The sequence below is a fragment of the Salinispora pacifica CNR114 genome (assembly GCF_000514775.1).
Lineage (GTDB): Bacteria > Actinomycetota > Actinomycetes > Mycobacteriales > Micromonosporaceae > Micromonospora > Micromonospora pacifica.
On the sequence record NZ_AZWO01000018.1, the window covers coordinates 24,061 to 48,911 of the forward strand.

Genomic DNA, 24,851 nt, shown 5'->3' on the forward strand with positions numbered 1-24,851 from the left:
CGAGCAGCAGCGGAAGGTACGGGGAGGGAGCTGGCGGACGTGGGGATGGCAAGGAACCGGGCAACCGGCGCGAGCGAGGGGACCGTGAGCAACGTGGACAAGAATATCGGCATGCGGACCGACGAGGTCGCCGAGGAGCGCGACCTGGTCGGCGTCTACCTTCACGAGATTTCCCGGACGCCGTTGCTGGACGCCGCCACGGAGGTCGATCTCTCCAAGGCGATCGAGGCCGGCCTCTACGCCGAGCATCTGCTCGACGAGGACCGCGTCCCGGCCGGCGTCGAGAAGACCGAACTCCAACGACTGGTCACTGACGGGGCGCGGGCCAAGGACCTGTTCATCCGGGCCAACCTGCGACTGGTCGTGTCGATCGCCCGACGGTATGTCCGCTCCGGGATGCCGATGTTGGACCTGATCCAGGAGGGCAACACCGGCCTGGTCCGGGCGGTGGAGAAGTTCGACTACGAGCGTGGCTTCAAGTTCTCCACCTACGCGACCTGGTGGATCCGTCAGGCGATCAGCCGGGCGATCGCCCAGCAGGAGCGCACCGTGCGGCTGCCGGTGCACCTGGTGGAAGATGTCAACCGGATGCGGAACATGGCCCGGCAGCTCACCCGTGAGCTCGGTAGCGACCCGGAGCCGGAGCAGATCGCGACGGCGCTCGGCGTCACCGTCGAGCGGGTCAACGAGCTGGTTCGCTGGTCGCAGGACACCGTGTCGTTGGATACGCCGGTCGGTGACGACGGCGACACCAACCTCGGTGACCTGGTCGCCGACACCGACGCGCCGTCACCGGAGGAGATCGTCCTCACTGGCTTGGAGCGGCAGCGCATCGAGGGCCTCCTCAGTCACCTGGACGACCGGTCGGCGGGCATCATGCGCGCCCGCTACGGCCTCGAGGACGGTCGGGAGCACTCGCTGACCGAGGTGGCCTCCCGGTTTTCGCTCTCGCGGGAGCGGATCCGGCAGTTGGAGATTCAGGCGCTCGGCCGGCTGCGTGAGCTGGCCCGCGCCGAAGGGCTACAGACAGCAGCCTGAGCGGTACCGGGCCGGCGTCCGTCGGGGCGCCGGCCCGACCCTACTCATGCGGGTGCTGGTCAGCGGACCCGGCCGTACCCCACGATCGGCATGATGTTCATGTCGCGCTTGAGTACATTGCGCCCCGCGGTGGGGGCGTCGATAATCTGACCACTGCCCACGTAGAGGGCGACATGCCCGAGCCCACGGTAGAAGACCAGGTCGCCGGGGCGCAGGTCGTGGCGTTTGAGGTGCGCCACCACCTTCCACTGCCGGCGGGTGCTGTGCGGCAGCGACTTCCCGGCCGCTCGCCACGCCGCCGAGGTCAGGCCGGAGCAGTCGTACCCGGCGCCGTCGTCCCCGCCCCACCGGTAGGGCTTGCCCAGCGCCCCGTACGCGTACCGCACCGCCACCCCGGCCGCGCCGGAGACCGGTGGTGCCGCTCGGACCTGGTCCGGGTCGGCTCCGGCGGGTTCGGTTGCCCGGCCGTACGCCTGCCGGCGCAGCTCGTACAGGTCGGCCAGGTCGCGCTCGATCCGCTCGCGGGTGCTGGCCAGCCCTCGGGCCTGCGCTGTCACCTTCGCCACGGTTTCCTCCAGCCGGGTCCGCTGCGCGAGGAGCTGACGCTGGTCGTCGGTGAAGGTGGTGATGCGCTGCTGCCGCTCCTGGGCGAGTCGGTCGACGGTGGTGAACCGGTTGACCAGGGTCGTGGCGTCGTCTGGGCGTAGTAATGCGGTGGCGGTGCCGAGCTCACCGGTCTTGTACGCGGCCACCGCCAGCTGGTGGACCTCGGCCCGGCCCCGCGCGACCTGTTGCTCCAGCGGGCCCAGCCGGGCAGTCAACCGGGCCAGGGTGGCTTTGGTTGTCTTGAGGTCTTCGGCGAGGGTGTTGTGTGCCTCCACGACCTGCTCCAGCTCGGTGGAGGCTTTCTCGATCCGCCGGGTCAGCTCGGCGGGGGAGGGCTCGGCCTGGGCGGGCGCGACCGGTGCGACCAGCGTGGCCGAGATCGCCGCGACGGCGAGGGCGGGAAGTCGTTTCCGGACGGACGGCAAGTGCGACGGCTCCTTCTCCCACCAGCCACCGGGTAGGGGCGGAGGCCCCAGCGGCGCCGGACCCGTGCCCTCCGGACGGACGGCGTCGAGCGGGCCGACCCGGACAAGGTAACCCGGGGCAGGAGTGAACCGCAGGGGAAGTTGAGGCGATTGTTGCCAGACGGAAGTACGTGAACCTCTATCGGACGGGGGTGTTGGCAACCGGCTCCGGAATCGCGGCCTGCGCGGTCACCCACCTGCTCACCCGCCGCTCAGCGAAGAAGGAGACGAACGGAACGGTTCCCGCCAACATCACTAGAATCATGCGGGACAACGGCCAGCCCGCTCGCCGGGACAGGTCGAAGGCGGCCACCAGATAGACCATGTAGAGGAAGCCGTGGGCCTGGCCCACCGTCTCCACCACGAGCGGGTAGTCGAAGCCGTATTTGAGCGGCATTCCGATCACCATGAGCAGGATCAGCACCACGCCGACGATCCAGGCGATCACGCGGTACCGGGTCAGGGCTGCGCCCACCGTCGTCCGTCCTTCCGACCCGGCCTAGCCGGGGTAGTCGCCGGGTCGAGCACCCGGATTGTCGGTCAACCACCGCAGGTAGCGGTTGTAGGCGGTGAGCTCCGGATCGTCACTGTCCGGCACGGTGGCCGCGGTACGGCTGGCCCGTACCGGCCGGCGCACCGCCAGCCGGGTCGGCTCGGCGGTCGTGGACGACTCGGTGGTCTCCGCCGCTGGCCCCGGCGCCTCGGGCCCGCGGAGTTCCTGGCGGACCTCCCGCCACCAGACGAAGACGACGAAGCCGGCGAAAACCGGCCATTCAACGGCGTATCCCCAGCTGATCGGATTGCCGCCGGCCGCACGGCTGAGCTGCCACCAGCCGAGCCCGAGGAAGCCCACGACGAGCACGACCAGGGCCACGTGGCGCACGATCCACGCCGGGGTCCAGAGCCGCTTCATGGCCTCGAGGGTACCGGGGGCGCGGGCGCGTTCCGACAGCCGTGTCCTCGCGGCGGGCTGGTTTGCCGGCACCCTCGGGTGGGCATCCGGCCAGACGCCAGCCCAGAACAGTGAAGGGGGCGATGATGACCGGATCCGTGCGGCGGGATGAGTACCCGAGCCCGGAGCAGCGGATGCCCGAATGGGACGGGGACCACCTGCACGACCGGGCCTCCGGCACCGCGGACTCCGACGGCGAGGTGCTCGGCGTCGACCCTGCCGAACTCGGCGATGCCGACCTGATCCGTGAGTTGCACAGCCTGCACCGAACGCGGCTGGACACCCTGCGGCACGCCGCCGACGCGGCGCTCGCCACCCACCTGCGGCGGACCGCCGAGCTCGAGACCGAGTATCTCGCCCGGCGTCCGGGGCGGGAGGTCGACCCGAGCCGACTACGGGAGTCGTGATGGCGTCAGCCGAGCGGGGTATCTCGGCCCCCCCGGAGGTCGTGTTCAACACGGCGATCGACCCGAACCGGATGTCGGCGTGGCTCCCCGAGCCGCTTCGCGCCGACGGCCGACCGGCCACTGACATCCGTCCGACGGAGCTTACGGCCCGCTGGCGGGCCACCGGGGACTGGACCGCCGAGATCCGGGTTGACCCGGCCGACGCCGGTGGGGCGTGGATCCGGCTCGACCTGACCGGTGGCACCGCCGAGCGGCTGGTGGACGAGGCGTTGGAAGACCTCGCCCAAGCGGTGGCCGACAACCTGCAGGCGGGCTGAGCCGGGGGCAACCGTCGAGCCGTTCGGCTCGGCGACCAGACCGAGGAAGCGGTGACCGAGTTGAAGGCGAAGGTGACCCGTCTGCGTCGGGCCTACGCGCCACACGAGTACCGGCCGCTCGGCGGCTATCTGGTGGCCATGGGAGCCTACGCTGGGGTGACGTCCGCGATCGCCGGGCTGGTGAAGGCCACTCGACGGCCGCTGCCGGAGCGGCCCGCGACGGCCGACGTGGTCCTGCTGGCCATCGCGACCTACAAACTCAGCCGGCTGCTCACCAAAGAGGCCGTGACCAGTCCGCTGCGGGCCCCGTTCACCCGCTACGCCCGCCCGATCGGCAGCGGCGAGGTGATGGAGGAGGTGCGCGACTCGGGCAGCTCCACCCGACACGCTGTCGGTGAGCTGCTCAGTTGCCCGTTCTGCCTGGCCGTCTGGGTAGCTACCGGGCTCACCGGAGGACTGGTGCTGACGCCGCGGCTGACCCGGCTCGTCGCCACCGCTCTCACCGCTATGACGGCGTCGGACTTCCTCCAGTTGGCGCACGCGATGGCGCAGCAGGCGGCCGAGCGGAGCTAGGGTCAGTCAGCCGGCTGACCTCCGTCGCACGATCGCGACGGTCCGGGCAACCGGACCGCCGCGATCGTGCGACCTCTCGGCCTGCGCCGAGCGGAGCAGGCGCTCAGCTCTCCTCGCCCGACCAACCTCGGGGAGACTCCTCCTCCCGCTCGTCGGCGTCCGCGCCGGTGATGATGTCTCGATCAACCGCCGTGACATCGTGCTCCCGGGCGAAGTCCGGCTCCGGCAGGGTGTCCCGGCCCTCCGGCGGCTGGCCGAGAGCCGCGAGCTGTTCCTGCTGCTCCGAATGCCGCCGGGCGGGCTGGGACATGTCACTCTCCTTCGCGTCGGATCACCGGGCTGCACACCCGTCGCCGGGCATCGCCGGACCGGCGGCCCGGCTCGTCGGCCGCGGCCCAGTCAGGTGGCCGACCCGCCCAGCAGGTCGGCCGCCTCGTCTACCGAGTACTCGCCCTCGGGCAGCCCGCAGATGCGGGTGAGCAGCTCCGCCGGCATCTGTGCGGCGACCGCCCGCCGGTAGATGTCGCCCTGGCTGATCCGTTCCTGGCCCCGGTAGAGATCCTCGAGGAGGTCGTCGAGACGGCGCAGGTCCGACTCGGTCTCGGGCACCGCGGTTACGGGTGGGTTGTCGGTCACGGCGCCCAACTACCCGGGGCCGTAACCGGTAAACCACCCGCCCGGAGATCAGACCGGGGTGACGGCCGGAGCCCGCCGCCGGGTGCGTACGGCGGCCGCCAGGTTGGCCAGGACCTGCTCCGTGGTGTCCCAGCCGATGCAGGCATCGGTGATCGACTGTCCGTACGTCAGCTCACGGGTCGGGTCCAGGTCCTGCCGACCCGCGACCAGGAAGCTCTCCAGCATGACGCCGACGATGCCGTGCTGGCCGCCGGCGAGCTGGGCGGCCACGTCGGCGGCGACGAGCGGTTGGTTTCGGTGGTCCTTGCCGCTGTTGGCGTGGCTGGCGTCGATGACCAGCCGTTCGGGAAGCCCGGCGGCGCGCAGCAGCGCCAGCGCGTCGTTCACCGACTCGGCGTCGTAGTTCGGCTGATTACCGCCGCCGCGGAGCACCAGGTGGCCGTCGGTGTTGCCGCGGGTATGCATGATCGCCGGGGTGCCGGAGGCGTCGATGCCGGGGAAGACGTGCGGCACGCCGGCCGCCCGGATGGCGTCCACCGCGGTGGAGATGCTGCCGTCGGGACGGTTCTTCATTCCGATCGGCATCGACAGGCCGGAGGCGAGCTGGCGGTGCACCTGACTCTCCACCGTCCGGGCGCCGATCGCGCCCCAGGCCACCGTGTCGGCGATGTACTGCGGGGTGATCGGGTCGAGGAACTCGCAGCCGACCGGAAGACCCAGGCGCAGCACGTCGATCAGGAGCGCCCGGGCTCGGCGCAGGCCGGTGTTCACATCACCGGAGCCGTCCAGGCCGGGGTCGTTGATAAGCCCCTTCCAGCCGACGGTCGAGCGCGGCTTCTCGAAGTAGACCCGCATCACCACGAGCAGGTCGTCGGCGAGTCGATCGGCGAGCTCGCGGAGTCGGTGCGCGTAGGCGAGGGCGGCGACCGGGTCATGTACCGAACAGGGGCCGACCACTACCAGGAGGCGGTCGTCGGTGCGGTCCAACACCCGGCCGACGGCCCGTCTGCCAGTCAGCACGGCCGAGGTGAGCGGAGTGTCCAGGGGGAGTTCGTGGTGTAGCAGGGCCGGGGTGGTCAGCGGCACCACGCGGTCGATCCGCTGGTCGCTGATCCGGTTCGTCTCGGAGGTGGTCACGGTGGGCATCCCTTCGCCGGACCGTGCCCGGGGCCGGTGCCCGGGAGAGCCGGCTGCTCGTACGCAAAAAGGCAGGAGCGGAAGCTCCTGCCTTGCCGGCTCGTGCGGGTGACTTCAGCTCACGATGAGGTCACCGGCGGGAGCCGGCTGCCTAAACCATCGATACGAGCGTGTCACGTCAGTGAGTCTACCTGACTCGACGGAAACGGCCACCCGCCCGTCCAGAAATACTCATTTGATTTTTACCAGCTTCGATGGAGATTTCGATAGGTTTGTGGTGCCAACGACCGACCACTCCCCCTCCCGGAGGTTTTCGATGGATCGTCGTACTCTGCTCCGCGTTGGCGTCGCCGGTGGCGCCGCGGCCTTCTCCGGCAGCCTCTGGGCTGGCGCCGCGCTGGCCGACCCCGCCCAGCCCGGGGAGAGCCCCTACGGGCCCCTGCAGTCGGCCGACGCCCTGGGTATCCAGCTGCCCGTGGGATTCACCAGTCGGATCGTGGCCCGCTCCCGGCAGGCCGTCACCGGTACCGCCCACACCTGGCACGACGCGCCCGACGGCGGCGCCTGCTTCGCCGCCGGTGCCGGCTGGATCTACGTCTCCAACTCGGAGATCACCCCCGGCGGGGGCGCGTCGGCGATCCGGTTCGACGCCGACGGCAGTGTCGCCTCGGCCTACCAGATCCTGTCGGGCACCCGGCAGAACTGCGCGGGTGGGGCGACGCCGTGGGAGACCTGGCTCTCCTGCGAGGAGGTCAGTCGGGGCTACGTCTATGAGACCGACCCGACCGGTGGCGCGGACGCCCTACGGCGGGACGCGATGGGTCGGTTCAAGCACGAGGCCGCCGCCTGCGATCCAACTCGACAGGTGATCTACCTCACCGAGGACGAGCGCGACGGCTGCCTCTACCGGTTCCGGCCGACGACCTGGGGTGACCTCTCGGCCGGGACCCTGGAGGTGCTGGTGGCTGGCACCGCCACCAGCGGCCCGGTGTCCTGGGCCCCGGTGCCCGACCCGGACGGCTGGCCGAGGCACACCCGAGACCAGGTCTCCGGGGCGAAGCGATTCAACGGCGGCGAGGGCTGTTGGTACGCCGACGGGACCTGTTGGTTCACCACGAAGGGGGACAACCGGGTTTGGGCGTACGACGCGGTCAACGAGCGGATCGACCTCGCGTACGACGACTCGTTGGTCTCCGGTACCGCCCCGCTAACCGGGGTGGACAACATCACCGGTAGCGCTGGCGGTGACCTCTACGTCGCCGAGGACGGCGGGAACATGGAGATCAACATCATCACCCCGGACGAGGTCGTCGCCCCGTTCCTGCGGATCACCGGTCAGTCCCGGTCGGAGATCTGCGGTCCAGCGTTCTCGCCCGACGGCACCCGGTTCTACTTCTCGTCCCAGCGCGGCACCTCCGGATGGTCCTCCGGCGGCATCACCTACGAGGTACGCGGCCCGTTCCGCTGAGCGAGCGGCGGGGCCCGCGGCTGAGCCAGCGTGTTGGGCCCCGTCCCGCGGCACACCGTCGGCGCTGGGCCCCGTTTCGTGGCGCGCGCCCTCCCCGCGTCGGGCCCGTCCCGCGGCGCACCGCCCCCGCGCCTCGGAGATCGGATAGCGTCCTCCCATGCCCGACAGCGGTTTTCCCTGGCCCATCGAGACGACCCGACTGGATAACGGCCTGCGCGTGGTGGTGAGTGAGGACCGCACCGCCCCAGCCGTGGCCGTGAACCTCTGGTACGACATCGGCTCCCGGCACGAACCGGAGGGGCAGACCGGCTTCGCCCACCTCTTCGAGCACCTGATGTTCGAGGGCTCGACAAACGTGGCGAAGACCGAACACATGAAGCTGGTCCAGGGATGTGGTGGGTCCCTCAACGCCACCACCAACCCGGACCGCACCAACTACTTCGAGACGGTCCCCGCCGAGCACCTTGAGCTGACGCTCTGGCTCGAGGCCGACCGGATGGGCGGGTTGGTGCCGGCGTTGACCCAGGAGACGCTGGACAACCAGCGGGACGTGGTCAAGAACGAGCGACGGCAGCGCTACGAGAACGTCCCGTACGGCGACGCCTGGCTGCGGCTGCTGCCGCTGCTCTACCCACCCGGCCACCCGTACCACCACGCGACGATTGGCTCGATGGCCGACCTGAACGCCGCCGACCTCCCCGCCTTCCAGGCGTTCCACGCCGCGTACTACGCGCCGAACAACGCTGTTCTGACGGTTGTCGGCGACACCTCCGCCGACGAGGTGTTCGCCCTGGCCGAGAAGTACTTCGGCGCGATCCCACCCCGAGCGGAGATCCCTGCCGCGCCGGACGGCCAGCACGTTTCCGGCGCCGGCGTGGCGACGACGGAGACGGTCGTCACCGAGGTACCCGCGCCCCGGGTGTACGTCGCGCACCGTACCCACCCGTTCGGCACCGCCGGGTACGACGTGACCAGCGTGCTCGCCACCGTCCTCGGCAGCGGGCGGGGCAGCCGGCTCTACCAACGGCTTGTCGACGGGGAGCGGATCGCGCAGCCGGACCTGGTCGGGGCGTACGGGGTGGACCTGGCATACGCGCCGGCGCCGTTGATCGTCACCGCCACCGCCCGCCCCGGGGTGGCGGCGAAGCGGTTGGCCGCCGGGTTGGGCGAGGTGGTTGACGAGTTGGCCACCGTGCCGGTTACCGCCGCGGAGCTGGACCGGGCCAAGGCGCTGCTCAGCACCGCCTGGTGGCGGCAGATGTCAACGGTGGAGGGCCGAGCCGACACCCTCGGCCGGTACGCGACACAGTTCGGTGACCCGCGCCGGGCAGCCGAGCGGCTGCCGGCGTGGCTGGCGGTGACCGCCGACCAGATCGCGGCGGTGGCCGCCGAGGTGCTCGCCCCCGCCGACCGGGTGACCCTGACCTACCTGCCCGAGGAGAACTCATGACGCTGATCAGCACCCGGCCCGCTCCGGGGGCCGCCCGACCGTACCGGTTTCCGCAGGTCGTTCGCCGTGGTGTCGCAGGTGGGCAACTGGTCGCCGCGCACCTGCCGGGGCAGTCGCTGGCGGTGGCGCTGTTGCTGCTCGATGCGGGCGCCGGCCGCGAGCCACAGGGGCGGGAGGGGCTGGGCGCGGTGCTCGCCAAGGCCCTGGAAGAGGGGACAGCGCAGCGGGACGCGACGGCGTACGCGCTGGCCATCGAGGCGCTCGGTACCGAGCTGGTGGCCGGCCTTGACTGGGACTCCTTCCAGGTGAGCGTGCAGGTGCCGGTGGATCGGCTGCCCGCCGCCGTGGAGCTGTTGGCGGAGGCGGTGCGCACGCCGCGGCTGGAGCCGGACGATGTTCGGCGGGTACGCGACGACGAGGCGACCGCGCAGCGCATGGATTGGGCGAATCCGGGCCCGCGGGCCGATGCGGCGCTGCGGGCCGACCTGTTCGGCGCCGAGAACCGCTGGGGCCGGCCGCTGTACGGCGATCCGGAGACGGTCGCCGCGCTGGAGGTCGAGGACGTCCGGATCTTTCACTCGGAGTGGTTCCTCCGGCCGGGCACCTTGATCGTCGTCGGGGACCTGGAGCGTCTCGACCTGGACGCGCTCGCGGCGACGGCGTTCGCCGGCGCCGGTGGTGGTGCGGCGGACCGGGGCGGCCCGGTCGAGGTCACCCCGCGCCAGGGACGAAAGATCATCTTGGTGGACCGGCCGGGTTCGGTGCAGTCGACGCTGCGGCTCGGGCATCCGTCGCCGCACCGCGCGCACCCCGACCATGTGCCGATGCGGCTCGCCGGCACCGTTCTCGGCGGCGCCTTCACCTCCCGGCTCAACCATCTGATCCGTGAGGTGCGGGGCTACACGTACGGGATCCGGGGTGACTTCGTGTCGTCGCGTCGGTTCGGGCGGTTCGCGGTCAGCTCCGGCGTGCAGACCGCGGTGACCGCGCCCGCGTTGGTCGAGGCGGTTGGCGAGATCACCCGTACCCAGCAGACCGGGGTGACCGAAGCGGAGCTGGCGGTGGCCCGCTCCTGGCTGGCCGGCCAGCTCTCGGTCGAGCTGCAGACCCCGCGGGCGATCGCCACGGCGCTAACCACGCTGGTCGTCCACGACCTACCTGACGACTACCATGCCCGGCTGCGTGCGGCGCTGCTCGCCGCCGAGGTCGATGAGGTCTCGGCGGCCGCCGCCGCGCACCTGCACCCGGAGGAGTTGACCCTGGTGGTCGAGGGGGACGCCGCCCTGATCCGGGCCGAGTTGGCGGCGACCGACCTGGGGGAGGTCATCACCAGCACGCGCTGACCGCCCACCGCCCGGATCGCCAGGTCCGGGCGGTGGGAAAGGATTCTTGGTTGGCGGGCTCCGCTGGGTAGCCTCGCGGGTATGAGGATCGGCATTGTGGGGGCCACCGGCCAGGTCGGTGGGGTAATGCGGCAGGTGTTGGCGGAGCGGGAGTTCCCCGCGGAACAGGTTCGGCTGTTCGCCTCCGCGCGGTCGGCGGGGCGGACCCTGCCCTGGCGCGGCGGCGAGTTGACGGTGGAGGACGCCGCCGCCGCCGACTACTCGGGGCTGGACGTCGTTCTCTTCTCGGCCGGCAAGGATTCCGCCCGGGATCTGGCCCCCCGGGTTGCCGAAGCCGGAGCCGTGGTGATCGACAACTCGTCGGCTTTTCGAATGGACCCGGCGGTGCCGCTCGTCGTCGCCGAGGTGAATCCACACGCCGCGCGGCACCGGCCCCGAGGGATCATCGCCAACCCGAACTGCACCACGATGGCCGCGATGCCGGTGCTGCGTCCACTACACGCCGAGGCGGAGCTGGTGAGTCTCGTCGTCTCGACCTACCAGGCGGTCTCCGGGGCCGGCCTCGCCGGCGTGGCTGAGCTGGACGAGCAGGTCCGGAAGGTGGCCGAGCACGCGAGCGGCCTCACCTTCGACGGCGCGGCGGTGGACTTCCCGGTGCCCCGGTCGTTCGCCCAGTCGATCGCGTTCAACGTGCTCCCGCTCGCCGGTTCGATCGTGGACGACGGGTCCGAGGAGACCGACGAGGAGCAGAAGCTGCGGAACGAGAGCCGCAAAATCCTCGAGATTCCGGAGCTCAAGGTCTCCGGCACCTGCGTCCGGGTACCGGTCTTCACCGGTCACTCACTTCAGGTCAACGCGCGCTTCGCCCGGCCGATCACCCCGCAGCGGGCCCGGGAGTTGCTCGCTGACGCGCCCGGCGTCGCCCTCTCCGAGGTGCCCACGCCGCTGCAGGCCGCCGGTCAGGACCCGACCTATGTGGGCCGAATTCGCGCCGACCAGACCGTCGAACACGGTCTCGCCTTCTTCTGCGCCAACGACAACCTGCGGAAGGGGGCGGCGCTCAACGCCGTGCAGATCGCCGAACTGGTCGCCGCCGAACGCGCCTGAGCCACACCGTCGGCGCCGCTCATACCCCCGGGCGGCGCCGACGTGTTTGGATTGTGGGTGACCAGACGAGGGAGGCAACCGTGACCGACCAGAGCCAGGCGCCGCTGCTCGAGCTCCTCACGGAGCACCGGATGGGTGTGTTGGCGACGCTGCGGCGGGACGGGCCGGCGCAGCTCTCCACCGTGCTCTACCAGTACGACCCGGCGGCCGGGCTGATCCGGATCTCGGTCACCGACAACCGGGCCAAGGTCGCCAACCTGCGCCGGGATCCGCGGGCCAGCTTCCACGTCAGCAGCGGTGCCGGCTGGGCGTACGCGGTCGTCGAGGGGCGGGCCGAGCTGACGCCGGTCGCCGAGCGCGCGGACGACCCCACGGTCGAGGAGCTGGTTTCTCTCTACCGGGCGATGCAGGGGGAACACCCGGACTGGGACGACTTCCGCCGGGAGATGGTGGCGCAGCGCCGGCTGGTGTTGCGGCTGCACGTCGAGCGGGTCTACGGCCTGCCCCCGCGCGGCTGAGCGGCCACCCCATCGCGTCTGGGCTCGTTATCTGCCGCCCTGGTGGGGGTAGTCCGCGGTGCCGACAGCGAGAGGGGGAGCACCATGACAACGGTCGAAGAGTTCATGACGACCCGGTTGGTGACGATGGACGGCAACGACACACTCATCGCGGCCGCCCAGGAGATGCGGGACTGCGCCATTGGGGACGTCGTGGTCACGGATGGTGACGATGTCGTCGGTATTGTGACGGACCGTGACATTACCGTGCGAGCGGTGGCGGAGAACATGAACCCGGCCTCGACCCGGCTGAACGAGATCACCACCCGGGACGTGATCACGGTCAGCCAGCACGACGACGCCGTGGCCGCCGCCGACCTGATGCGGACCTACGCGGTGCGTCGGCTGCCGGTGGTCGAGGATGGGCAGCTGATCGGCCTGGTGTCCATGGGGGACCTGGCGGTGGAGCGTGAACCGCAGTCGGTGCTCGCGGACATCAGCGCGGACGACCCGAACAACTAGCGCGGCCCGGCCAGGTCTCACCCGATCCGGGCGAGGTTGACCGCTCCGGATCGGGGGACCCGTGCGCGGAGGCCGATGGCACCACGGTGGGAGGTGCCATGGGCAGCCCAGTCGCGCGTGCGGACGGGCCGGCGGGGAGGTGGGGACCAATGTCGGAAGCGACCACGGCCTTCTTCAAGGATCTCGACCGGCGGGGCTGCGAGCCGTTGCTGATCAAGACCACCGGGACGGTCCGGTTCGACCTGCACGAGGGGGCGCACACGACGCACTGGCTCCTCCGGATCGACCGGGGGCAGTTGCGGGTGAGTCGGGAGGACCTGGAGGCCGACGCGGTCATCGGGCTCAGCCCGGGGCTCTTCGAGGAGTTGGCCGCCGGTCGGGAGCACGGCATCGCGGCCAGCCTGCGGGGAGACCTGAGGGTCAGCGGTGATCCACGGCTCTTCGTTCAGGTGGAGCGGCTCTTCCCGGGCAATCCACGCGCACGTGGCCCGCGCCGAGCCTTCGAGCGGGAGGTTCGTTGATGCCGGGCAACACGGTGCGCATCCTCGACGGCAACACCTTCGTGGTCTCCGCGGAGAGTGGGGACATCGAGGCGACACCGACCGAGCCGACCGGTCTCTTCTCCCTCGACACCCGCTTCCTGTCCACCTGGGTGCTGACGATCAACGGCGAACGGCTCAACCCGCTCTCCTATGACGACCTGCAGTACTACGAGGCGCGGTTCTTCCTGGTGCCGGGGGCGGCGACGCACTACGTGGACGCCAAGCTCTCGGTCATCCGGGAGCGGGCGGTGGGGGGGAGCTTCCGGGAGACGCTCACCATTCTCAATCACGACGAGAATCCAGTGCAGCTGGAGGTCCGGATGGCGGCGGCAGCCGACTTCGCCGATCTGTTCGAGATCAAGGATGACCAGCTGACCAAGAAGGGCGAGCGCTACACCGAGGCCGAGTCGGACCGGCTGCGGTTGGGCTACCGGCGTGGCAACTTCCGGCGCGAAACCATGATCACCTCGTCGGTGCCGGCCCGGTTCGACCAGGGCGGCTTCACGTACACCATCGACCTGGCGGCGAATGAGCAGTGGGTGGCGGAGATCGACGTCCGGACCCTGACCCTCGGCCCCGGCGGCCGGGACCTGCGCAGGGGTCTGCGTGCGCACGGCGACGAGCGGCTCGCCCTGGAACAGGACCTCAAGGAGTGGATCGCGAACGCCCCCAAGGTCAACAGTGAACGCAAGGATCTGACCAAGACCTACCGCCGTTGCCTGGTCGACCTGGCGGCGCTGCGCTTCGTTCCCTTCTCGCTGGGTGGGGCGGCGCTACCGGCCGCCGGCCTGCCGTGGTTCATGACCATGTTCGGCCGGGACAGCATCCTGACCTGCCTGCAGGTACTGCCGTTCACCCCGGAGTTGTCCAAGACGACGCTGCAGATCCTCGCCGCCCTTCAGGGCACTCGGTTCGACGACTTCCGGGAGGAGGACCCGGGCCGGATACTGCACGAGATGCGGTACGGCGAGACGGCGGCCTTCGAGGAGCAGCCACACTCGCCGTACTACGGCTCGGTGGACGCGACCCCGCTGTTCATTGTGCTCCTCGACGAGTACGAGCGGTGGAGTGGGGACGCCGAACTGGTGCGGGCGTTGCAGGTCGAGTGTCGGGCCGCGTTGAAGTGGATTGACAGCTGTGCCGACCTGGTGGGCAACGGTTACATCTGGTACGAACGGCGCAATACCGACACCGGGCTGGAAAACCAGTGCTGGAAGGACTCCTGGGACTCCATTTCCTACCGCGACGGCACCCTGCCGCCGTTCCCCCGCGCCACCTGCGAGGTGCAGGGATACGCGTACGACGCCAAGGTGCGGGCGGCTCGGCTGGCCCGTGAGTTCTGGGACGACCCGGCCTACGCCGAGCAACTGGAGCGGGAGGCGGCCGACCTCAAGGAACGGTTCAACCGGGAGTGGTGGGTGGAGGACAGCGGGTACTACGCACTCGCTCTGGACCCGGACGGCCGGCAGTGCGACGTGCTCAGCTCCAACATCGGGCATCTGCTCTGGAGCGGCATCGTCGACGACGAGCGAGCCCCGACGATCGCTGAGCACCTGGTGGGGCCACGGCTCTTCTCCGGCTGGGGGGTGCGGACGCTGGCCAGGGGGGAGGCCCGATACAACCCAATCGGCTATCACAACGGCACCATCTGGCCGTTCGACAACTCGTTCGTCGCCTGGGGTCTGCGCAGGTACGGCTTCGCGGAGGAGGCGGCGACAGTCGCCAACGGCATCCTCGACGCCGCCCGCTACTTCGACGGTCGGCTGCCGGAGGCGTTCGGCGGCTACCCACGGGAGCTGACCAAGTTCCCGGTCGAATACCCGACCGCGTGTACGCCCCAGGCCTGGTCCACCGGCGCCCCGCTGTTGCTGCTGCGGACCATGCTCGGGCTGGAGCCGCACCAGGGCCACCTGGTTGTCGAGCCGCGACTGCCAGCGGGGATGGGGCGGATCGAGGTACTGGACATCCCGGGCCGGTGGGGTCGAGTGGACGCGTTCGCCCGCGGCCGGCTCGACCTGCGCCAGCGCGGCGAGTGAGGTGAGCCGGCCCGGCCCCGGCCCCGGCCCCGGCCCCGGCCCCGGCCCCGGCCCCGGCCCCGGCCCCGGCCCCGGCCCCGGCCCCGGCCCCGGCCCCGGCCCCGGCCCCGGCCCCGGCCCCGGCCCCGGCCCCGGCCCCGGCCCCGGCCCCGGCCCCGGCCCCGGCCCCGGCCCGGCCCTGGGCAGGCGGACGGCCCCAACAATGGGGGCTTCCACCTACCGAGCGGTTACCGAAACCGGGGTAAGGTCGGCGGATGCCGGAACTCGTGTATCCGCCCGTGATCGCCGCCGCCAAGACAATGTTCCGGGTACTCGACCTGAAGATCACCATTGAGGGTGCCCACCACATACCGCGGACCGGCGGCGCGGTCCTCGCCAGCAACCACGTCAGCTACCTCGACTTCATCTTCTGCGGTCTGGGCGCGCGCGAGTCGAAGCGGCTGGTTCGGTTCATGGCCAAGAAGTCCGTGTTCACGCACCGGATCTCCGGGCCGTTGATGCGGGGCATGCGGCACATTCCGGTCGACCGCCGGGCCGGAACCGGCTCCTTCGTCGAGGCGGTCGCCGCGCTGCGGCGGGGCGAGGTGGTCGGAGTCTTCCCCGAGGCGACGATCAGCCGGTCCTTCACCGTCAAGCAGCTAAAGAGCGGTGCGACCCGGATGGCCCGGGAAGCCGAGGTGCCGGTGCTGCCGGTGGCGGTCTGGGGAACCCAGCGGCTGTGGACCAAGGGACGGCCCCGCACCCTTGCCCGGCGGCACACCCCGATCACCATCCTGATCGGGGAGCCGATGAAACCGGCCGCCTACCCGGATGCGAACGCGATGACCACCGACCTGGCCGAGCGGCTGAGCGCCCTGGTCGACCGGAACCAACGGGAGTACCCGGAGCGCCCCGCTGGCCCCGACGACACCTGGTGGCTCCCGGCGCACCTGGGCGGCAGCGCACCAACCCCCGCCGAGGCGGGCACCCTGGATCGCTCCTGAGTCGCCCACGGGTCTGGATTACTTCGGAGCGGAGGCGATCACCCGCCCGCCTCCGTGGCTGCGGCGAGCAGATGACCAAGCTCGGTCTGGGCGGGTGGAAGTGGGTCGTCAGCGGGTTCGGTTGAGCTCGTAGTCGGCGAGCACGGCGCCGGAGGGGGTTCCCTCCAGCCGCAGCAGATTCCACTGTCGTAGCTGCTCGTCACCCTCGCCGAGCAGTCGTCGCCCGGAGCCCAGCACCGTCGGGGCGATGACGAGTCGGAGCTCGTCAACCAGATTCTCCGCCAGGAGGGACTGGGCGAGGCGGATGCTGCCGTGGACGCCGATGTCGCCACCCGGACGCTCCTTGAGCCGGCGAACGAGATCGGCGACCGGGCTTGAGACGGCCGTGGTGTTGGTCCACGGTACGGTCGGAGCCGCCGAGCTGATCAGGAACTTCTCCACCTCGTTGATGAAGTCGGCGAAGGGCTGTTCCGCCGCCGTCGGCCAGTACAGCGCCCACTCGTCGTAGGTCCGTCGGCCGAGCAGCACGGTATCCTGGGCCTTGATCGTGCGGGCGAGGTTGGCGTACATCACCTCGTCGAAGTCGAAAATGTAGCGGTCGGGTGCCTCCACCACCCCGTCCAGTGACATCAGCGTGTAGAGCACGAGCTTACGCATGCAGATCTCCCTCGGTCGTCGTACGGGATAGCTGATTGTCGAGCCCTGGTATGACAAACGGCTCCGGGCCGCGCGGGGTGGCGGAGGCCGGGCCGGTAGCCGACGGTCGCGGCCGGCGCATACCTACAACTTGCCGAAGCACTCGTGCGTAACCCCGCGACGAGCAAGCGCTCGCAGCCGCGGCAGTAACGCCGCGGAGAGCGACGACCGCCACCCGGGAGAGCCTAGGCATCAGCAGGCTCGGTGCCACGCTGACGGGCCAGGAACTCCTCGATCCGGGCGAGTACACCGTCCCACCCCTCGTCGACGAAGAAGTTCCGAACCTCGGGAGTCGGGAAGCCGCTCTGGACGACGGTCATCAGGGTGCCGCCGTCTTTCTCTTCGAACGTAACCTCGATGCGGGTCGTCATGGTCGTGCCGTCCGGGCTGGCGCCGGTGGAGTCGGTGACGAGCCGGTGCGGGCGGTCGATCTCGACGAAGGTCTGCGTCTCCCGGAACAGCTGGTCGGGGCTGGGTCCCCACACCGCGGTCTGCTGCCCACCAACCCGAAGATCGACCTCGATTTCGACGGCGCCGGGCTGTTCGTCGAGGATGGTGAACCAGATCTTCTGCTTCTCGGCGTCCGTGTACGCGTCGAAGACCTCCTCGGGTGTCGCGGGCAGGTGCCGCGTTATCCGCAGGTCGAGCGTCATGAGTTCTGTCCCTTCGGGTCGGGCTGGAGAGTGAGGTAGGCGTCGAGCCCGTCGAGGCGGCGGGCCCAGAGCCGTTGGTAGAAGCCGATCCAGGCCATCGCCTCGTTTAGCGGCGCGGCACCGAGGCGGCACTGGCGTGACCGACCGACTTTCTCGGTGACCACGAGCCCGGCGTCTTCGAGCACTTGGACGTGCTTCTTCATGCCGGTCAGGCTCATCCCGGTGGGCTCGGCGAGCTCGCCGATGGTGGCCGGGCCATCGCCGAGCCGGATCAGAATGCCGCGGCGGGTCGGATCGGCCAGCGACGCGAACACCCGGTCCAGGACATCTTGGTGAACCATGCAGTTCACCTTATGATACTGAACCCCTGAGTTCAATGAATGCGGCAGGCATCCCTGGTAGTGCGGCTACCGGGGCCTACCGCCGCGTCCGGAGTGGCGGAAGCTCTCCGCGAGGGTGCCGACGAACTGTCGCGGGATGAACGGGAACGTGTCGGTGAGGACGTAGTAGTAGGTGCCGTCGGGGTACTCGGGCGTGACTCCGTGTCGGCCGTTGGCCGCGTCCAGCACACCGTGGCCCGCCACGAACTCGAAGTCCTCGGTGTAGGTGCCGTCGTAGGCTCCGCCCGGGCCGTCCGGTCGGACACCGGAGCGGAGTCGGTACGAGGAGGTCAACTCGGTGATGCCGGAGGCCGGGTCCATCGCCTCGGCGTAACCGAGTCCCGCGTAGATGGGGAAGCCGTCGCCGGCCCAGCCGAGCAGCGGAGAGTGGCGGCTCGCGTCCCGCTGGCCGGCCACTGCCGTGGGTAGGCCGTGGTAGTGGTAAGCCCCAGTCGGCTGGACATGCGCGTTGTTGTCGTCCAAACCGAGATTCGTCTTGGGGCTGATCGCCTCGACTGTCCAGCCGGAGGCCGGGTCTCGTCGGTACCACTCGGCGGCGAGCGGGTCGAAGGGGACCCCGTTGATCGCGATGCCGAAGGGTTGCGGCAGGACGAGTGGGGTGGCGCGGCTGGCCTGGGTGCCGTTGCGTGGCAGCTGGAACTCGTACGCCTGGGCCGAGACGGTGTGGGGGTTGTTGGCGTTCGGGAAGCTGCCCCTCGGGTGGTTCGGCACTCCGTTGGCACGGATGATTCGACTGTCCCCGGTGACCGTCACGTCGATCTGGGTGCCGGTGGCGCTGTCGGCGATCGAGTAGCTGCCCGTCAACTCGGTCGACACCGGGGTGGTCGGTGCGTCGACGGGGGTGGCTGACGTCGAGGGGTCGTTGACCCCGGTGACCGTCGTCCGGCCACACGCCGATACCCCGAGGGCGGCGGCGAGCCCACCGAGCAGGAGGACACGGCGGGTGGGTCGACCAGAGCCGTTTCGAGGAGAAGTCATGCCACTACTGTGGTCGCTGATCTCGGGTGCGGACTGTGCGCGGCCTGTGGACCAGCTGGAAATCGCTGAAACGACACCGGTCCGAGTTGTCGACCAAGCCCTACGGGCCGGCTGTCAATCACGATCCTGACGACGAGACCACGAATATCTCCGATTCGCAGGTTTGGGCCGCCACACGAGGAAGGGGCGGTAAGTTGAGAGGCGCTGCGAGCTCGCTCCCGCCCCCCGGGGTAGGTCAGAAATGTGAAAGGTTTCGCGCGGTGCGTACCAGAAAGATCTGCCTGGTGGGAATGGGTCCGCGGGGGCTCGCGGTCCTGGAGCGACTGTGCGCCAACCACGATGGTGAGAACGAGTTGGTGCTCCACCTGGTGGATCCCTTTCCGCCGGGGTCAGGAAGGATATGGCGGGAGCAGCAGTCGCCACATCTGTTGATGAATACGGTTACCGCCCAGGTGAGCCAGTTTACCGATGAGAGTGTCGACTGCGCGGGTCCGATCAGGCCGGGTCCGAGTCTGCACGGTTGGATGGAGAGCCGTGCTGCCGGGGCGGACCAGGGGCACCGGGGGCCGGACGAATACTCCTCGCGGAGATTGTACGGCCGCTATCTGAGATGGGTCTTTGAACGCGTGGTTTCGGGCGCGCCCGAAACCGTCCACGTCAATGTCCACCGCGCCACCGCAGTGGCGTTGGAGGACGGGAGTGACGGTCAGTGCGTCACTCTGGACAACGGGGATCGACTGCCGGACATGGACGCCGTGGTGCTGTCGCTTGGCCACCTCGACACGGAACTCACGGGTGACGAGCGTGAGCTGGCGGATTTCGCCGAGCATCACGGGCTGCGCTACTTCCCGCCCGGAAATCCAGCGGATTTCGACCTGGATGGAATCGATGCTGGGGAGGCGGTCGCCGTCCGGGGGCTCGGGCTTGCCTTCTTCGACATCCTCGCCCTGGTCACGGAGGGGCGCGGTGGCCGGTTCACACCGCTGGATCAGGGGTTACGGTATGAGCCCTCCGGTCGGGAACCAGTTCTCTACGCCGGGGCGCATCACGGCATTCCGGACTATGCCCGGGGGCGGAACCAGAAGGGCGCCGCGGGCAAGCACAGCCCCCGGTTTCTGACCGGCAGCGCTGCCCGTCGTATTCGTGAAAATCCAGAGTCAACGTTCCGGCGAGACGTGTGGCCCCTACTGGATGCCGAGGTCCGCATGGTCTATTATGCGGCTCTCGTTACGCAACGCCACGGACCAGATGCCGCCAGCGAATTCCAGGAAGAGTACCTTTCTGCGCCGGATGACTCCGAGATTCTTCGACGGCACGGCGTAACCGAGTCGGACGAGTGGAGTTGGGAGAGCGTCGGCCGGCCCTGGCGTTCGCGCGAGTTCCCCGAACGAGGTAACTTCAATCAATGGCTGCTCGACCACCTCCGCAAAGATATTGACCGTGCCAAGGTCGGTAATATTGACGACCCCATAAAAACCGCGCTGGACGTCATACGCGACCTGCACGGGGAGATCCGAATGGCCATCGACCTGTCCGGAGTCACCGGGTCCTCGTATCGCGACGAGGTGGTCCACTGGTTCACGCCGCTGAGCACTCTTTTTTCCGCCGGTCCGCCGCCGTTGCGGGTCGAGCAGATGGTGGCGCTCATCGAGTGTGGCTTGCTGCAGGTTGTGGGCCCCGAGCCGGAGGTGCGAACAGATCCGCAAGGTGGCTGTTTCACGGTGCGGTCCACCATGATTCCGGGGCGGCCAACCCGGGCCACGGCACTGATTGAGGCGCGTATTCCCAAACCAGACCTACCGCACAGCGCCAACCCGCTGCTACGTTTCCTGCTCGATGCTGGCGAGTGTCGACCGTATCGCATTCCGGACGCCAGCGGTGCCTACGAGAGCGGTGGGCTCGACGTCACCCCACGACCGTTTCGCCTGATTGATGCCGCCGGTGAGCCTCATCCGTACCGTTTCGCCTACGGGCCACCGATCGAGTCGGTTTCCTGGTCGCTGAACGAAACAATCCGGCCCGGCGTCGGGTCCGCGATTCTTGCGAATGCGGACGCAATTGCTCGGGCCGCGCTTTCCTGTTAGCCGCCCATCAACGCGCCGAGAATCCCCAGCCCGGTCGGACCTCGACTGAGGAATCTCGGCGCGTTGGGGGTCTGCCCTGGGCGAGGTGGGTCAGGGCTGCTCGGGGAGCTGCGCGACAAACGCGCGCCAGGCCGTGGGCCCGAACACCAGCGCCGGGCCGCTCGGGTCCTTGGAATCCCGGACGCCGACGACTCCCGGCAGGTTGTCGGCGACCTCGGAGCAGTTGCCGCCGCTCGCCCCGCTGCGGGTGGACTTCTTCCAGCGGGCGCTATTGAGGTCCATAGTAGGTCTCTACTTCCCTCAACAGGTCGACGGACGGGTGGCGCGGCAGAGCCTCGTTGCGAACGCTCTCCCACATCATGTGCAGCTTAGCCACTCCATCGTCTTCGTCGACCACCTCGCCACCAAGCTGATTTTCCAGGTGGCCGATCCACCGCCCCTCGGTCGATCGGGCCAGCGCGAACGGCCGCGACAGCCCGATGTGGATACCGGTGGCGGCGGGGACGATCAGTACGTTTACGTGCGGCAACTCGGTCATGGAGATCAAGTGGGCGATCTGTTGTGCCATGATTCCGCTGAAGCTGTCGCCGGTGCGCCGAAGGGTGCCCTCGTCCAGTACCGCGACGAGTTGCGGCGGGTGATCGTTCGTCAGGATTTTCTGTCGCTCCATCCGAGCGGCGGTCAACTGGTCAACCTCACCGCCGCTGAGGCTGTCGTCGGTGCGCAGAACCGTCCGGGCATAGTGCTCCGTCTGGAGCAGACCGGGAATCAGGATCGGCTCGAAGTAGCGATGTTGGGTCGCGGTGCGCTCCGCGTCCAGCCACGGCAGGAACCAGGACGGGGCACCCAGCTTGGCGGCCAGCCGCTCGAACAGGCCGCCGGTCCTGAGCGCGCGGTCGGTGCCCTGGATGAAGTCGATAGTGAGCGCGCGGCTGCCGTTCTCCACGGCGTTGACGTGTGAGGCAGTGTATCCCGCCGCCCGCCCGAAGGCTTCCTGCGTCAAGCCCGCCGCACCTCTGGCGCGGCGAATCTCGCTCACGATGAAGTCGGCGATTGGCCCTGGCCCATCGGTCATTCAGCACTCCTCAATCTGGTAATCGACCACCCATCGCGCTACCTGGCGGACTGGCGTCAGCCCACGGCCCAGCGGACCCACATGCCTGGTAATCCCGGGGCTGTGGCGTGCAACCTGGAGTTAGCGCCTTAGTTGGTGGAGGTATCCGAGTCCACCGGAGGCGCAGTCGGGGTCGCCCTTCGGTTAAGGGGCTCAGCCGAGTGGGACGTTACCAATGTCCATTCAGATGTGGGAGTGTCGTCGTGCCGACAGTAGTTAGCCAAGTGTCAACACCGCCCCAAACTTGGCTCTGGCACACATTTTGTGAGTCGTGCTCGTTGGTAGTTGGGGTTGGGTGCCGGGATGGAGATCATTCCGGCGTTACTGCCGCACCTGACGGGCCTGCGGCTGGATGCGGTGGTGATCCGGGCTGTCGGGGTCCGGATCAACGCGGCGACGCAGACGGTGCGGGCACGGTGTGGCGCCTGCGGCACCTGGTCGACCACTGTGCATGGCCGCTATGTGCGGCGGCTGGCCGATGTCAGGTTAGGTAGCCGTGAGGTGCTGGTCGCATTGACGGTCCGCCGATTCGCCTGCGTGAACGCCGGATGCGGGCGGCGGACGTTCGTCGCGCAGGTGCCCGGGCTGACGCGGCGGCATGCCCGTCACACCGTCGTGGCCGCGGGCGACCTGGAAGCCGTCGCGGTGGCGCTGGGCGGTCGACCGGGCAGCCGGCTGGCGCATCGGTTAGCNGNNNCGGTGTCGCGNNNGACNTTGATCCGGATGATCCGCCGGATGCCCGACCCGCCGCCGGTGACACCGACAGCGCTGGGCGTGGACGGCTTCGCCCGCCGTCGGGGCCACCGCTACGCGACCGTGCTGCTCGACATGCACACCCGCCGGCCGATCGACATTCTGCCCGACCGCACCGCCGACACCCTCGCCGCCTGGCTGCGCGACCATCCTGGCGTTCAGATCATCTGCCGCGATCGAGGCGGCAGTTACGCCGACGGTGCGCGCAAGGGAGCACCTGACGCGGTCCAGGTCGCCGACCGGTGGCACCTGCTGAAGAACCTCAGCGACACCGTCGAGAAAGTCATGCGCGGGCACCGCCGATGCCTACGCACCCACGCCGAACCGACATCTGCCCTGGCCGCACCGGCCGACGAGCCGAGCGAGGCGGGGCGCCGGGCGGCGAACACCCGCCAACGCCACGCGGCCGTGCACGCCCTGCGAGCCGAAGGGCTATCGATCAGCGCGACCGCCCGCCGCCTCGACATGAACGTCAGAACCGCCCGCAAATACGCCCACGCCGCCACCGCCGAGGCGTTGATCGGCCCGAACGCCAGCAGCCGACCCAGCGTCCTCGCCCCGTTCCACTCCTACCTGCGGCAACGCCTCACCGACGGCGTCCACCAGACAGCCGTGCTGCATGCTGAGCTCCTGGCCCGCGGCTATCAGGGCAGCTTGCGGGTACTGCGGGACTGGCTCACCATCAACCGCACCCGACCCGCCCCTGCCGCCGCAATCCAGGTGCCGTCGGCCCGGCGGATCACCGCCTGGATCATGCGACCCGGCCACAAACTCACCGACGACGACCNGTGGCCGGAGGTTGTCGACAGGCCCAGCGCGATCTCAGCGATCGGCAGCGCCCCCGCAGGGTGCGCGAGCGTGGCCGGCGCGTCCGCGCCAACGGTAAACAGTTGCGTGGTGGTCAGCCCTGGGAAGAGACCTTCAAGGATGCGACACGAATCCGGGTGCGGCAGACCCTTCAGGTCGCATGCTAGCCACCGGGCAAGTTGGGACCGGCTTGGGTAGCCACCCACAAGATCAGGGTCAACCCGCTCGGCAACCCGATCCCACTCCTTACAGAACGTCGAGTACTTCTGCCAGTGACGCTCGCGAAGCAGCGCCTTTAGCAAAGTCGATGCCTTGGCCACGTCACCCATCCCTGTCCGGTTGGCTACGCCCGGCGTCCACATCGTAGCGCCGGGATCGTGGATTGGCTGTTGGTGATGGCGTCCGAACGTCATGCGACACATAGACGCGACAGATACGCGACCGAAACTCCCCTACAGCTAGTGGCATGCAGTCGAAATGCGACGCGCGCTGACCACATGCTGTTAGGCATACGGTAAGGGCTGGCAGCTTCAGCCGACTCCCAGCTCGGTCCGACGACCTATCTACTCGAGGTAGCAGTCTCTACCGACGGGCACTTAGGACTACTTTGGTGGGTGGCGAACGGGTTTAGCGCATGAGCAACACTACGTGGTCGCCCAAGCCGCGCACGTCGTCCAGACCGGTTGAGACAAGGACATATTTGGTAACCCGCCACTGCTACAACAAGGATAAGCGGCGCGCATTGATACCTTCACTCGCTGTGGTCAATTAACACCTATTTACCGGGAGGCTCGCCATGCCGACAGTCACGAATGAACACAAAGACTGCCTGTCCCAGCGAGGTAGCGGAACTTTCCTGGCCACGTCGTCCAATTCAGCCAGCACTCGGATTACCGCGTCAGAGCTGGATTCTGAGCGCTTGCTTTCGACTGGTCGTGCTGTGGGCCGGGCGCGGGTGTACTACACCTCCCATCCTGGCTTGGACGTTCTTCAGTCCGTGCTGGACGGGCTGAGGAGGCTGTGATGGTCGACGGCAGCAGGCGCCCGCTACATGGCAACCGTGATCCACACGGATCGCCTCCGCTGCCGGATGGCGAGGGGGTTCCAGTGGTGCCGAGGGAGCCTGGTCCGCCGACAACCAGGCAGAAGCTGGTCGCGGCGCTCGTTGTGATGATCGTTGTTGTTGGGGTTGTGATCGGGGCGTTGCGGTGATGGGCCAGGTCGCCCGGGGCTGTGGGTTGCGGGCCGGGAAGTCCGTTCGCCTGGACCGAACTTGTTCCCCGCAGT

General features: G+C 69.2%; 27 protein-coding genes and 2 pseudogenes. 16 read left to right on the forward strand and 13 right to left on the reverse strand.

All coding sequences use genetic code 11. From position 1 onward, the window contains the following. Positions 1 to 45: 45 nt before the first annotated feature. On the forward strand, positions 46 to 1,038 hold the full coding sequence (locus B118_RS0112845) for a sigma-70 family RNA polymerase sigma factor (protein WP_026185740.1): 993 nt from the start codon (positions 46 to 48) through the stop codon (positions 1,036 to 1,038). 59 nt (positions 1,039 to 1,097) lie between these two features. Here the strand turns inward: B118_RS0112845 and B118_RS0112850 are convergent, their stop codons facing one another. The 3 genes from B118_RS0112850 to B118_RS0112860 all read right to left on the reverse strand — a co-directional run bounded on the left by B118_RS0112850 (position 1,098) and on the right by B118_RS0112860 (position 3,021). Then, entirely contained in the window at positions 1,098 to 2,069 is a 972-nt protein-coding gene (locus B118_RS0112850; protein WP_018222906.1) for a C40 family peptidase, read from the reverse strand. Positions 2,070 to 2,247: 178 nt separating this feature from the next. Next, a complete protein-coding gene (locus B118_RS0112855) occupies positions 2,248 to 2,583 on the reverse strand; it encodes a DUF3817 domain-containing protein (RefSeq protein ID WP_018222907.1) in 336 nt (111 codons plus the stop codon). A 24-nt stretch (positions 2,584 to 2,607) separates the two neighbouring features. Further along, positions 2,608 to 3,021 carry a hypothetical protein gene (locus tag B118_RS0112860; RefSeq protein ID WP_018812633.1) on the reverse strand — a complete coding sequence of 138 codons (414 nt, stop codon included), beginning with the start codon at positions 3,019 to 3,021 and terminating at the stop codon, positions 2,608 to 2,610. Positions 3,022 to 3,143: 122 nt separating this feature from the next. On the opposite strand from B118_RS0112860, the gene B118_RS0112865 reads away from it, so the two are divergent. Genes B118_RS0112865 through B118_RS0112875 form a run of 3 tightly spaced genes read left to right on the forward strand, consistent with a single transcriptional unit; the run spans position 3,144 to position 4,357 of the window. After that, positions 3,144 to 3,467, forward strand: a complete 324-nt coding sequence (locus tag B118_RS0112865; protein WP_018222909.1) for a DUF6158 family protein — start codon at positions 3,144 to 3,146, stop codon at positions 3,465 to 3,467. Next, complete coding sequence (locus tag B118_RS0112870; RefSeq protein WP_018222910.1) at positions 3,467 to 3,784, forward strand: SRPBCC family protein; 318 nt, start codon at positions 3,467 to 3,469, stop codon at positions 3,782 to 3,784. The genes B118_RS0112865 and B118_RS0112870 overlap by 1 nt, the downstream gene beginning before the upstream one ends. Before the next feature lie 51 nt (positions 3,785 to 3,835). Then, positions 3,836 to 4,357 (forward strand): DUF1360 domain-containing protein, encoded by a 522-nt coding sequence (locus B118_RS0112875; protein WP_018222911.1) that lies wholly within the window; start codon positions 3,836 to 3,838, stop codon positions 4,355 to 4,357. 103 nt (positions 4,358 to 4,460) lie between these two features. Here B118_RS0112875 and B118_RS0112880 read toward each other — a convergent pair whose 3' ends face one another. The 3 genes from B118_RS0112880 to B118_RS0112890 form a co-directional block, all read right to left on the reverse strand. Further along, positions 4,461 to 4,667: a hypothetical protein gene (locus B118_RS0112880; RefSeq protein ID WP_018222912.1), complete on the reverse strand. Its 207-nt coding sequence runs from the start codon at positions 4,665 to 4,667 to the stop codon at positions 4,461 to 4,463. Between the two features lie 89 nt (positions 4,668 to 4,756). Then, positions 4,757 to 5,002, reverse strand: a complete 246-nt coding sequence (locus B118_RS0112885) for a hypothetical protein (protein ID WP_196230348.1) — start codon at positions 5,000 to 5,002, stop codon at positions 4,757 to 4,759. Between the two features lie 39 nt (positions 5,003 to 5,041). Beyond that, positions 5,042 to 6,139: a 3-deoxy-7-phosphoheptulonate synthase gene (locus B118_RS0112890; protein ID WP_018812634.1), complete on the reverse strand. Its 1,098-nt coding sequence runs from the start codon at positions 6,137 to 6,139 to the stop codon at positions 5,042 to 5,044. A gap of 307 nt (positions 6,140 to 6,446) precedes the next feature. On the opposite strand from B118_RS0112890, the gene B118_RS0112895 reads away from it, so the two are divergent. From B118_RS0112895 to B118_RS0112935, 9 genes are all read left to right on the forward strand, one after another. Continuing rightward, entirely contained in the window at positions 6,447 to 7,598 is a 1,152-nt protein-coding gene (locus tag B118_RS0112895; RefSeq protein ID WP_018812635.1) for an alkaline phosphatase PhoX, read from the forward strand. Positions 7,599 to 7,755: 157 nt separating this feature from the next. Further along, on the forward strand, positions 7,756 to 9,048 hold the full coding sequence (locus tag B118_RS0112900) for a M16 family metallopeptidase (RefSeq protein ID WP_028192868.1): 1,293 nt from the start codon (positions 7,756 to 7,758) through the stop codon (positions 9,046 to 9,048). Beyond that, entirely contained in the window at positions 9,045 to 10,391 is a 1,347-nt protein-coding gene (locus tag B118_RS0112905) for a M16 family metallopeptidase (RefSeq protein WP_028192869.1), read from the forward strand. Before B118_RS0112900 ends, B118_RS0112905 begins: the two co-directional genes overlap by 4 nt. Positions 10,392 to 10,472: 81 nt before the next feature. Then, positions 10,473 to 11,498 carry an aspartate-semialdehyde dehydrogenase gene (locus tag B118_RS0112910; protein ID WP_018812636.1) on the forward strand — a complete coding sequence of 342 codons (1,026 nt, stop codon included), beginning with the start codon at positions 10,473 to 10,475 and terminating at the stop codon, positions 11,496 to 11,498. 80 nt (positions 11,499 to 11,578) lie between these two features. Next, positions 11,579 to 12,016, forward strand: a complete 438-nt coding sequence (locus B118_RS0112915; RefSeq protein WP_018222919.1) for a PPOX class F420-dependent oxidoreductase — start codon at positions 11,579 to 11,581, stop codon at positions 12,014 to 12,016. Positions 12,017 to 12,100: 84 nt separating this feature from the next. Further along, complete coding sequence (locus B118_RS0112920) at positions 12,101 to 12,517, forward strand: CBS domain-containing protein (RefSeq protein ID WP_018222920.1); 417 nt, start codon at positions 12,101 to 12,103, stop codon at positions 12,515 to 12,517. Positions 12,518 to 12,666: 149 nt separating this feature from the next. Further along, the gene (locus B118_RS0112925) at positions 12,667 to 13,038 is read left to right on the forward strand and encodes an SCP2 sterol-binding domain-containing protein (protein ID WP_018222921.1); all 372 of its coding nucleotides are present in this window, start codon (positions 12,667 to 12,669) and stop codon (positions 13,036 to 13,038) included. Then, positions 13,038 to 15,095, forward strand: coding sequence for an amylo-alpha-1,6-glucosidase (locus tag B118_RS0112930; RefSeq protein WP_018812638.1), 2,058 nt, complete (start codon positions 13,038 to 13,040; stop codon positions 15,093 to 15,095). Before B118_RS0112925 ends, B118_RS0112930 begins: the two co-directional genes overlap by 1 nt. 254 nt (positions 15,096 to 15,349) lie before the next feature. Continuing rightward, a complete protein-coding gene (locus B118_RS0112935; RefSeq protein ID WP_018827636.1) occupies positions 15,350 to 16,078 on the forward strand; it encodes a lysophospholipid acyltransferase family protein in 729 nt (242 codons plus the stop codon). Between the two features lie 108 nt (positions 16,079 to 16,186). Here B118_RS0112935 and B118_RS0112940 read toward each other — a convergent pair whose 3' ends face one another. The 4 genes from B118_RS0112940 to B118_RS0112955 form a co-directional block, all read right to left on the reverse strand. After that, entirely contained in the window at positions 16,187 to 16,735 is a 549-nt protein-coding gene (locus tag B118_RS0112940) for a dihydrofolate reductase family protein (protein WP_028192870.1), read from the reverse strand. Between the two features lie 224 nt (positions 16,736 to 16,959). Next, entirely contained in the window at positions 16,960 to 17,427 is a 468-nt protein-coding gene (locus B118_RS0112945; RefSeq protein WP_027646829.1) for an SRPBCC family protein, read from the reverse strand. After that, positions 17,424 to 17,768, reverse strand: a complete 345-nt coding sequence (locus tag B118_RS0112950; protein WP_018222926.1) for an ArsR/SmtB family transcription factor — start codon at positions 17,766 to 17,768, stop codon at positions 17,424 to 17,426. The genes B118_RS0112945 and B118_RS0112950 overlap by 4 nt, the downstream gene beginning before the upstream one ends. A 66-nt stretch (positions 17,769 to 17,834) precedes the next feature. Then, positions 17,835 to 18,806 carry a YHYH protein gene (locus tag B118_RS0112955; protein ID WP_028192871.1) on the reverse strand — a complete coding sequence of 324 codons (972 nt, stop codon included), beginning with the start codon at positions 18,804 to 18,806 and terminating at the stop codon, positions 17,835 to 17,837. A gap of 290 nt (positions 18,807 to 19,096) precedes the next feature. Here B118_RS0112955 and B118_RS0112960 point away from each other — a divergent pair, with 290 nt between their 5' ends. After that, entirely contained in the window at positions 19,097 to 20,890 is a 1,794-nt protein-coding gene (locus B118_RS0112960; protein ID WP_080678050.1) for an FAD/NAD(P)-binding protein, read from the forward strand. Positions 20,891 to 20,980: 90 nt separating this feature from the next. Here the strand turns inward: B118_RS0112960 and B118_RS0112965 are convergent, their stop codons facing one another. Together B118_RS0112965 and B118_RS0112970 are read right to left on the reverse strand one after the other, a co-directional pair. Then, positions 20,981 to 21,172, reverse strand: a complete 192-nt coding sequence (locus B118_RS0112965; RefSeq protein WP_018827641.1) for a DUF397 domain-containing protein — start codon at positions 21,170 to 21,172, stop codon at positions 20,981 to 20,983. After that, positions 21,159 to 21,965 (reverse strand): helix-turn-helix domain-containing protein, encoded by an 807-nt coding sequence (locus B118_RS0112970; protein WP_028192872.1) that lies wholly within the window; start codon positions 21,963 to 21,965, stop codon positions 21,159 to 21,161. The genes B118_RS0112965 and B118_RS0112970 overlap by 14 nt, the downstream gene beginning before the upstream one ends. A gap of 342 nt (positions 21,966 to 22,307) precedes the next feature. Between B118_RS0112970 and B118_RS33865 the strand changes: the two are divergent. Beyond that, positions 22,308 to 23,543: pseudogene (locus B118_RS33865) on the forward strand (ISL3 family transposase); the annotation flags it as partial. A 5-nt stretch (positions 23,544 to 23,548) separates the two neighbouring features. On the opposite strand, the pseudogene B118_RS33650 reads toward B118_RS33865, so the two are convergent. Next, positions 23,549 to 23,893: pseudogene (locus B118_RS33650) on the reverse strand (hypothetical protein); the annotation flags it as partial. Positions 23,894 to 24,587: 694 nt separating this feature from the next. Between B118_RS33650 and B118_RS32830 the strand changes: the two are divergent. Continuing rightward, positions 24,588 to 24,776, forward strand: a complete 189-nt coding sequence (locus B118_RS32830; protein ID WP_026272828.1) for a hypothetical protein — start codon at positions 24,588 to 24,590, stop codon at positions 24,774 to 24,776. The last annotated feature ends 75 nt before the right edge of the window (positions 24,777 to 24,851 follow it).

Coding starts and splice junctions, on each gene's coding strand:
- B118_RS0112925 (WP_018222921.1), top strand. CDS start 12,667: ATGTCGGAAGCGACCACGGCCTTCTTCAAGGATCTCGACCGGCGGGGC.
- B118_RS0112920 (WP_018222920.1), top strand. CDS start 12,101: ATGACAACGGTCGAAGAGTTCATGACGACCCGGTTGGTGACGATGGAC.
- B118_RS0112910 (WP_018812636.1), top strand. CDS start 10,473: ATGAGGATCGGCATTGTGGGGGCCACCGGCCAGGTCGGTGGGGTAATG.
- B118_RS0112845 (WP_026185740.1), top strand. CDS start 46: ATGGCAAGGAACCGGGCAACCGGCGCGAGCGAGGGGACCGTGAGCAAC.
- B118_RS0112860 (WP_018812633.1), bottom strand. CDS start 3,021: ATGAAGCGGCTCTGGACCCCGGCGTGGATCGTGCGCCACGTGGCCCTG.
- B118_RS0112865 (WP_018222909.1), top strand. CDS start 3,144: ATGATGACCGGATCCGTGCGGCGGGATGAGTACCCGAGCCCGGAGCAG.
- B118_RS0112950 (WP_018222926.1), bottom strand. CDS start 17,768: ATGGTTCACCAAGATGTCCTGGACCGGGTGTTCGCGTCGCTGGCCGAT.
- B118_RS0112895 (WP_018812635.1), top strand. CDS start 6,447: ATGGATCGTCGTACTCTGCTCCGCGTTGGCGTCGCCGGTGGCGCCGCG.
- B118_RS0112940 (WP_028192870.1), bottom strand. CDS start 16,735: ATGCGTAAGCTCGTGCTCTACACGCTGATGTCACTGGACGGGGTGGTG.
- B118_RS0112935 (WP_018827636.1), top strand. CDS start 15,350: ATGCCGGAACTCGTGTATCCGCCCGTGATCGCCGCCGCCAAGACAATG.
- B118_RS0112890 (WP_018812634.1), bottom strand. CDS start 6,139: ATGCCCACCGTGACCACCTCCGAGACGAACCGGATCAGCGACCAGCGG.
- B118_RS0112960 (WP_080678050.1), top strand. CDS start 19,097: ATGGGTCCGCGGGGGCTCGCGGTCCTGGAGCGACTGTGCGCCAACCAC.
- B118_RS0112965 (WP_018827641.1), bottom strand. CDS start 21,172: ATGGACCTCAATAGCGCCCGCTGGAAGAAGTCCACCCGCAGCGGGGCG.
- B118_RS32830 (WP_026272828.1), top strand. CDS start 24,588: ATGGTCGACGGCAGCAGGCGCCCGCTACATGGCAACCGTGATCCACAC.
- B118_RS0112945 (WP_027646829.1), bottom strand. CDS start 17,427: ATGACGCTCGACCTGCGGATAACGCGGCACCTGCCCGCGACACCCGAG.
- B118_RS0112900 (WP_028192868.1), top strand. CDS start 7,756: ATGCCCGACAGCGGTTTTCCCTGGCCCATCGAGACGACCCGACTGGAT.
- B118_RS0112970 (WP_028192872.1), bottom strand. CDS start 21,965: ATGACCGATGGGCCAGGGCCAATCGCCGACTTCATCGTGAGCGAGATT.
- B118_RS0112955 (WP_028192871.1), bottom strand. CDS start 18,806: ATGACTTCTCCTCGAAACGGCTCTGGTCGACCCACCCGCCGTGTCCTC.
- B118_RS0112870 (WP_018222910.1), top strand. CDS start 3,467: ATGGCGTCAGCCGAGCGGGGTATCTCGGCCCCCCCGGAGGTCGTGTTC.
- B118_RS0112930 (WP_018812638.1), top strand. CDS start 13,038: ATGCCGGGCAACACGGTGCGCATCCTCGACGGCAACACCTTCGTGGTC.
- B118_RS0112880 (WP_018222912.1), bottom strand. CDS start 4,667: ATGTCCCAGCCCGCCCGGCGGCATTCGGAGCAGCAGGAACAGCTCGCG.
- B118_RS0112905 (WP_028192869.1), top strand. CDS start 9,045: ATGACGCTGATCAGCACCCGGCCCGCTCCGGGGGCCGCCCGACCGTAC.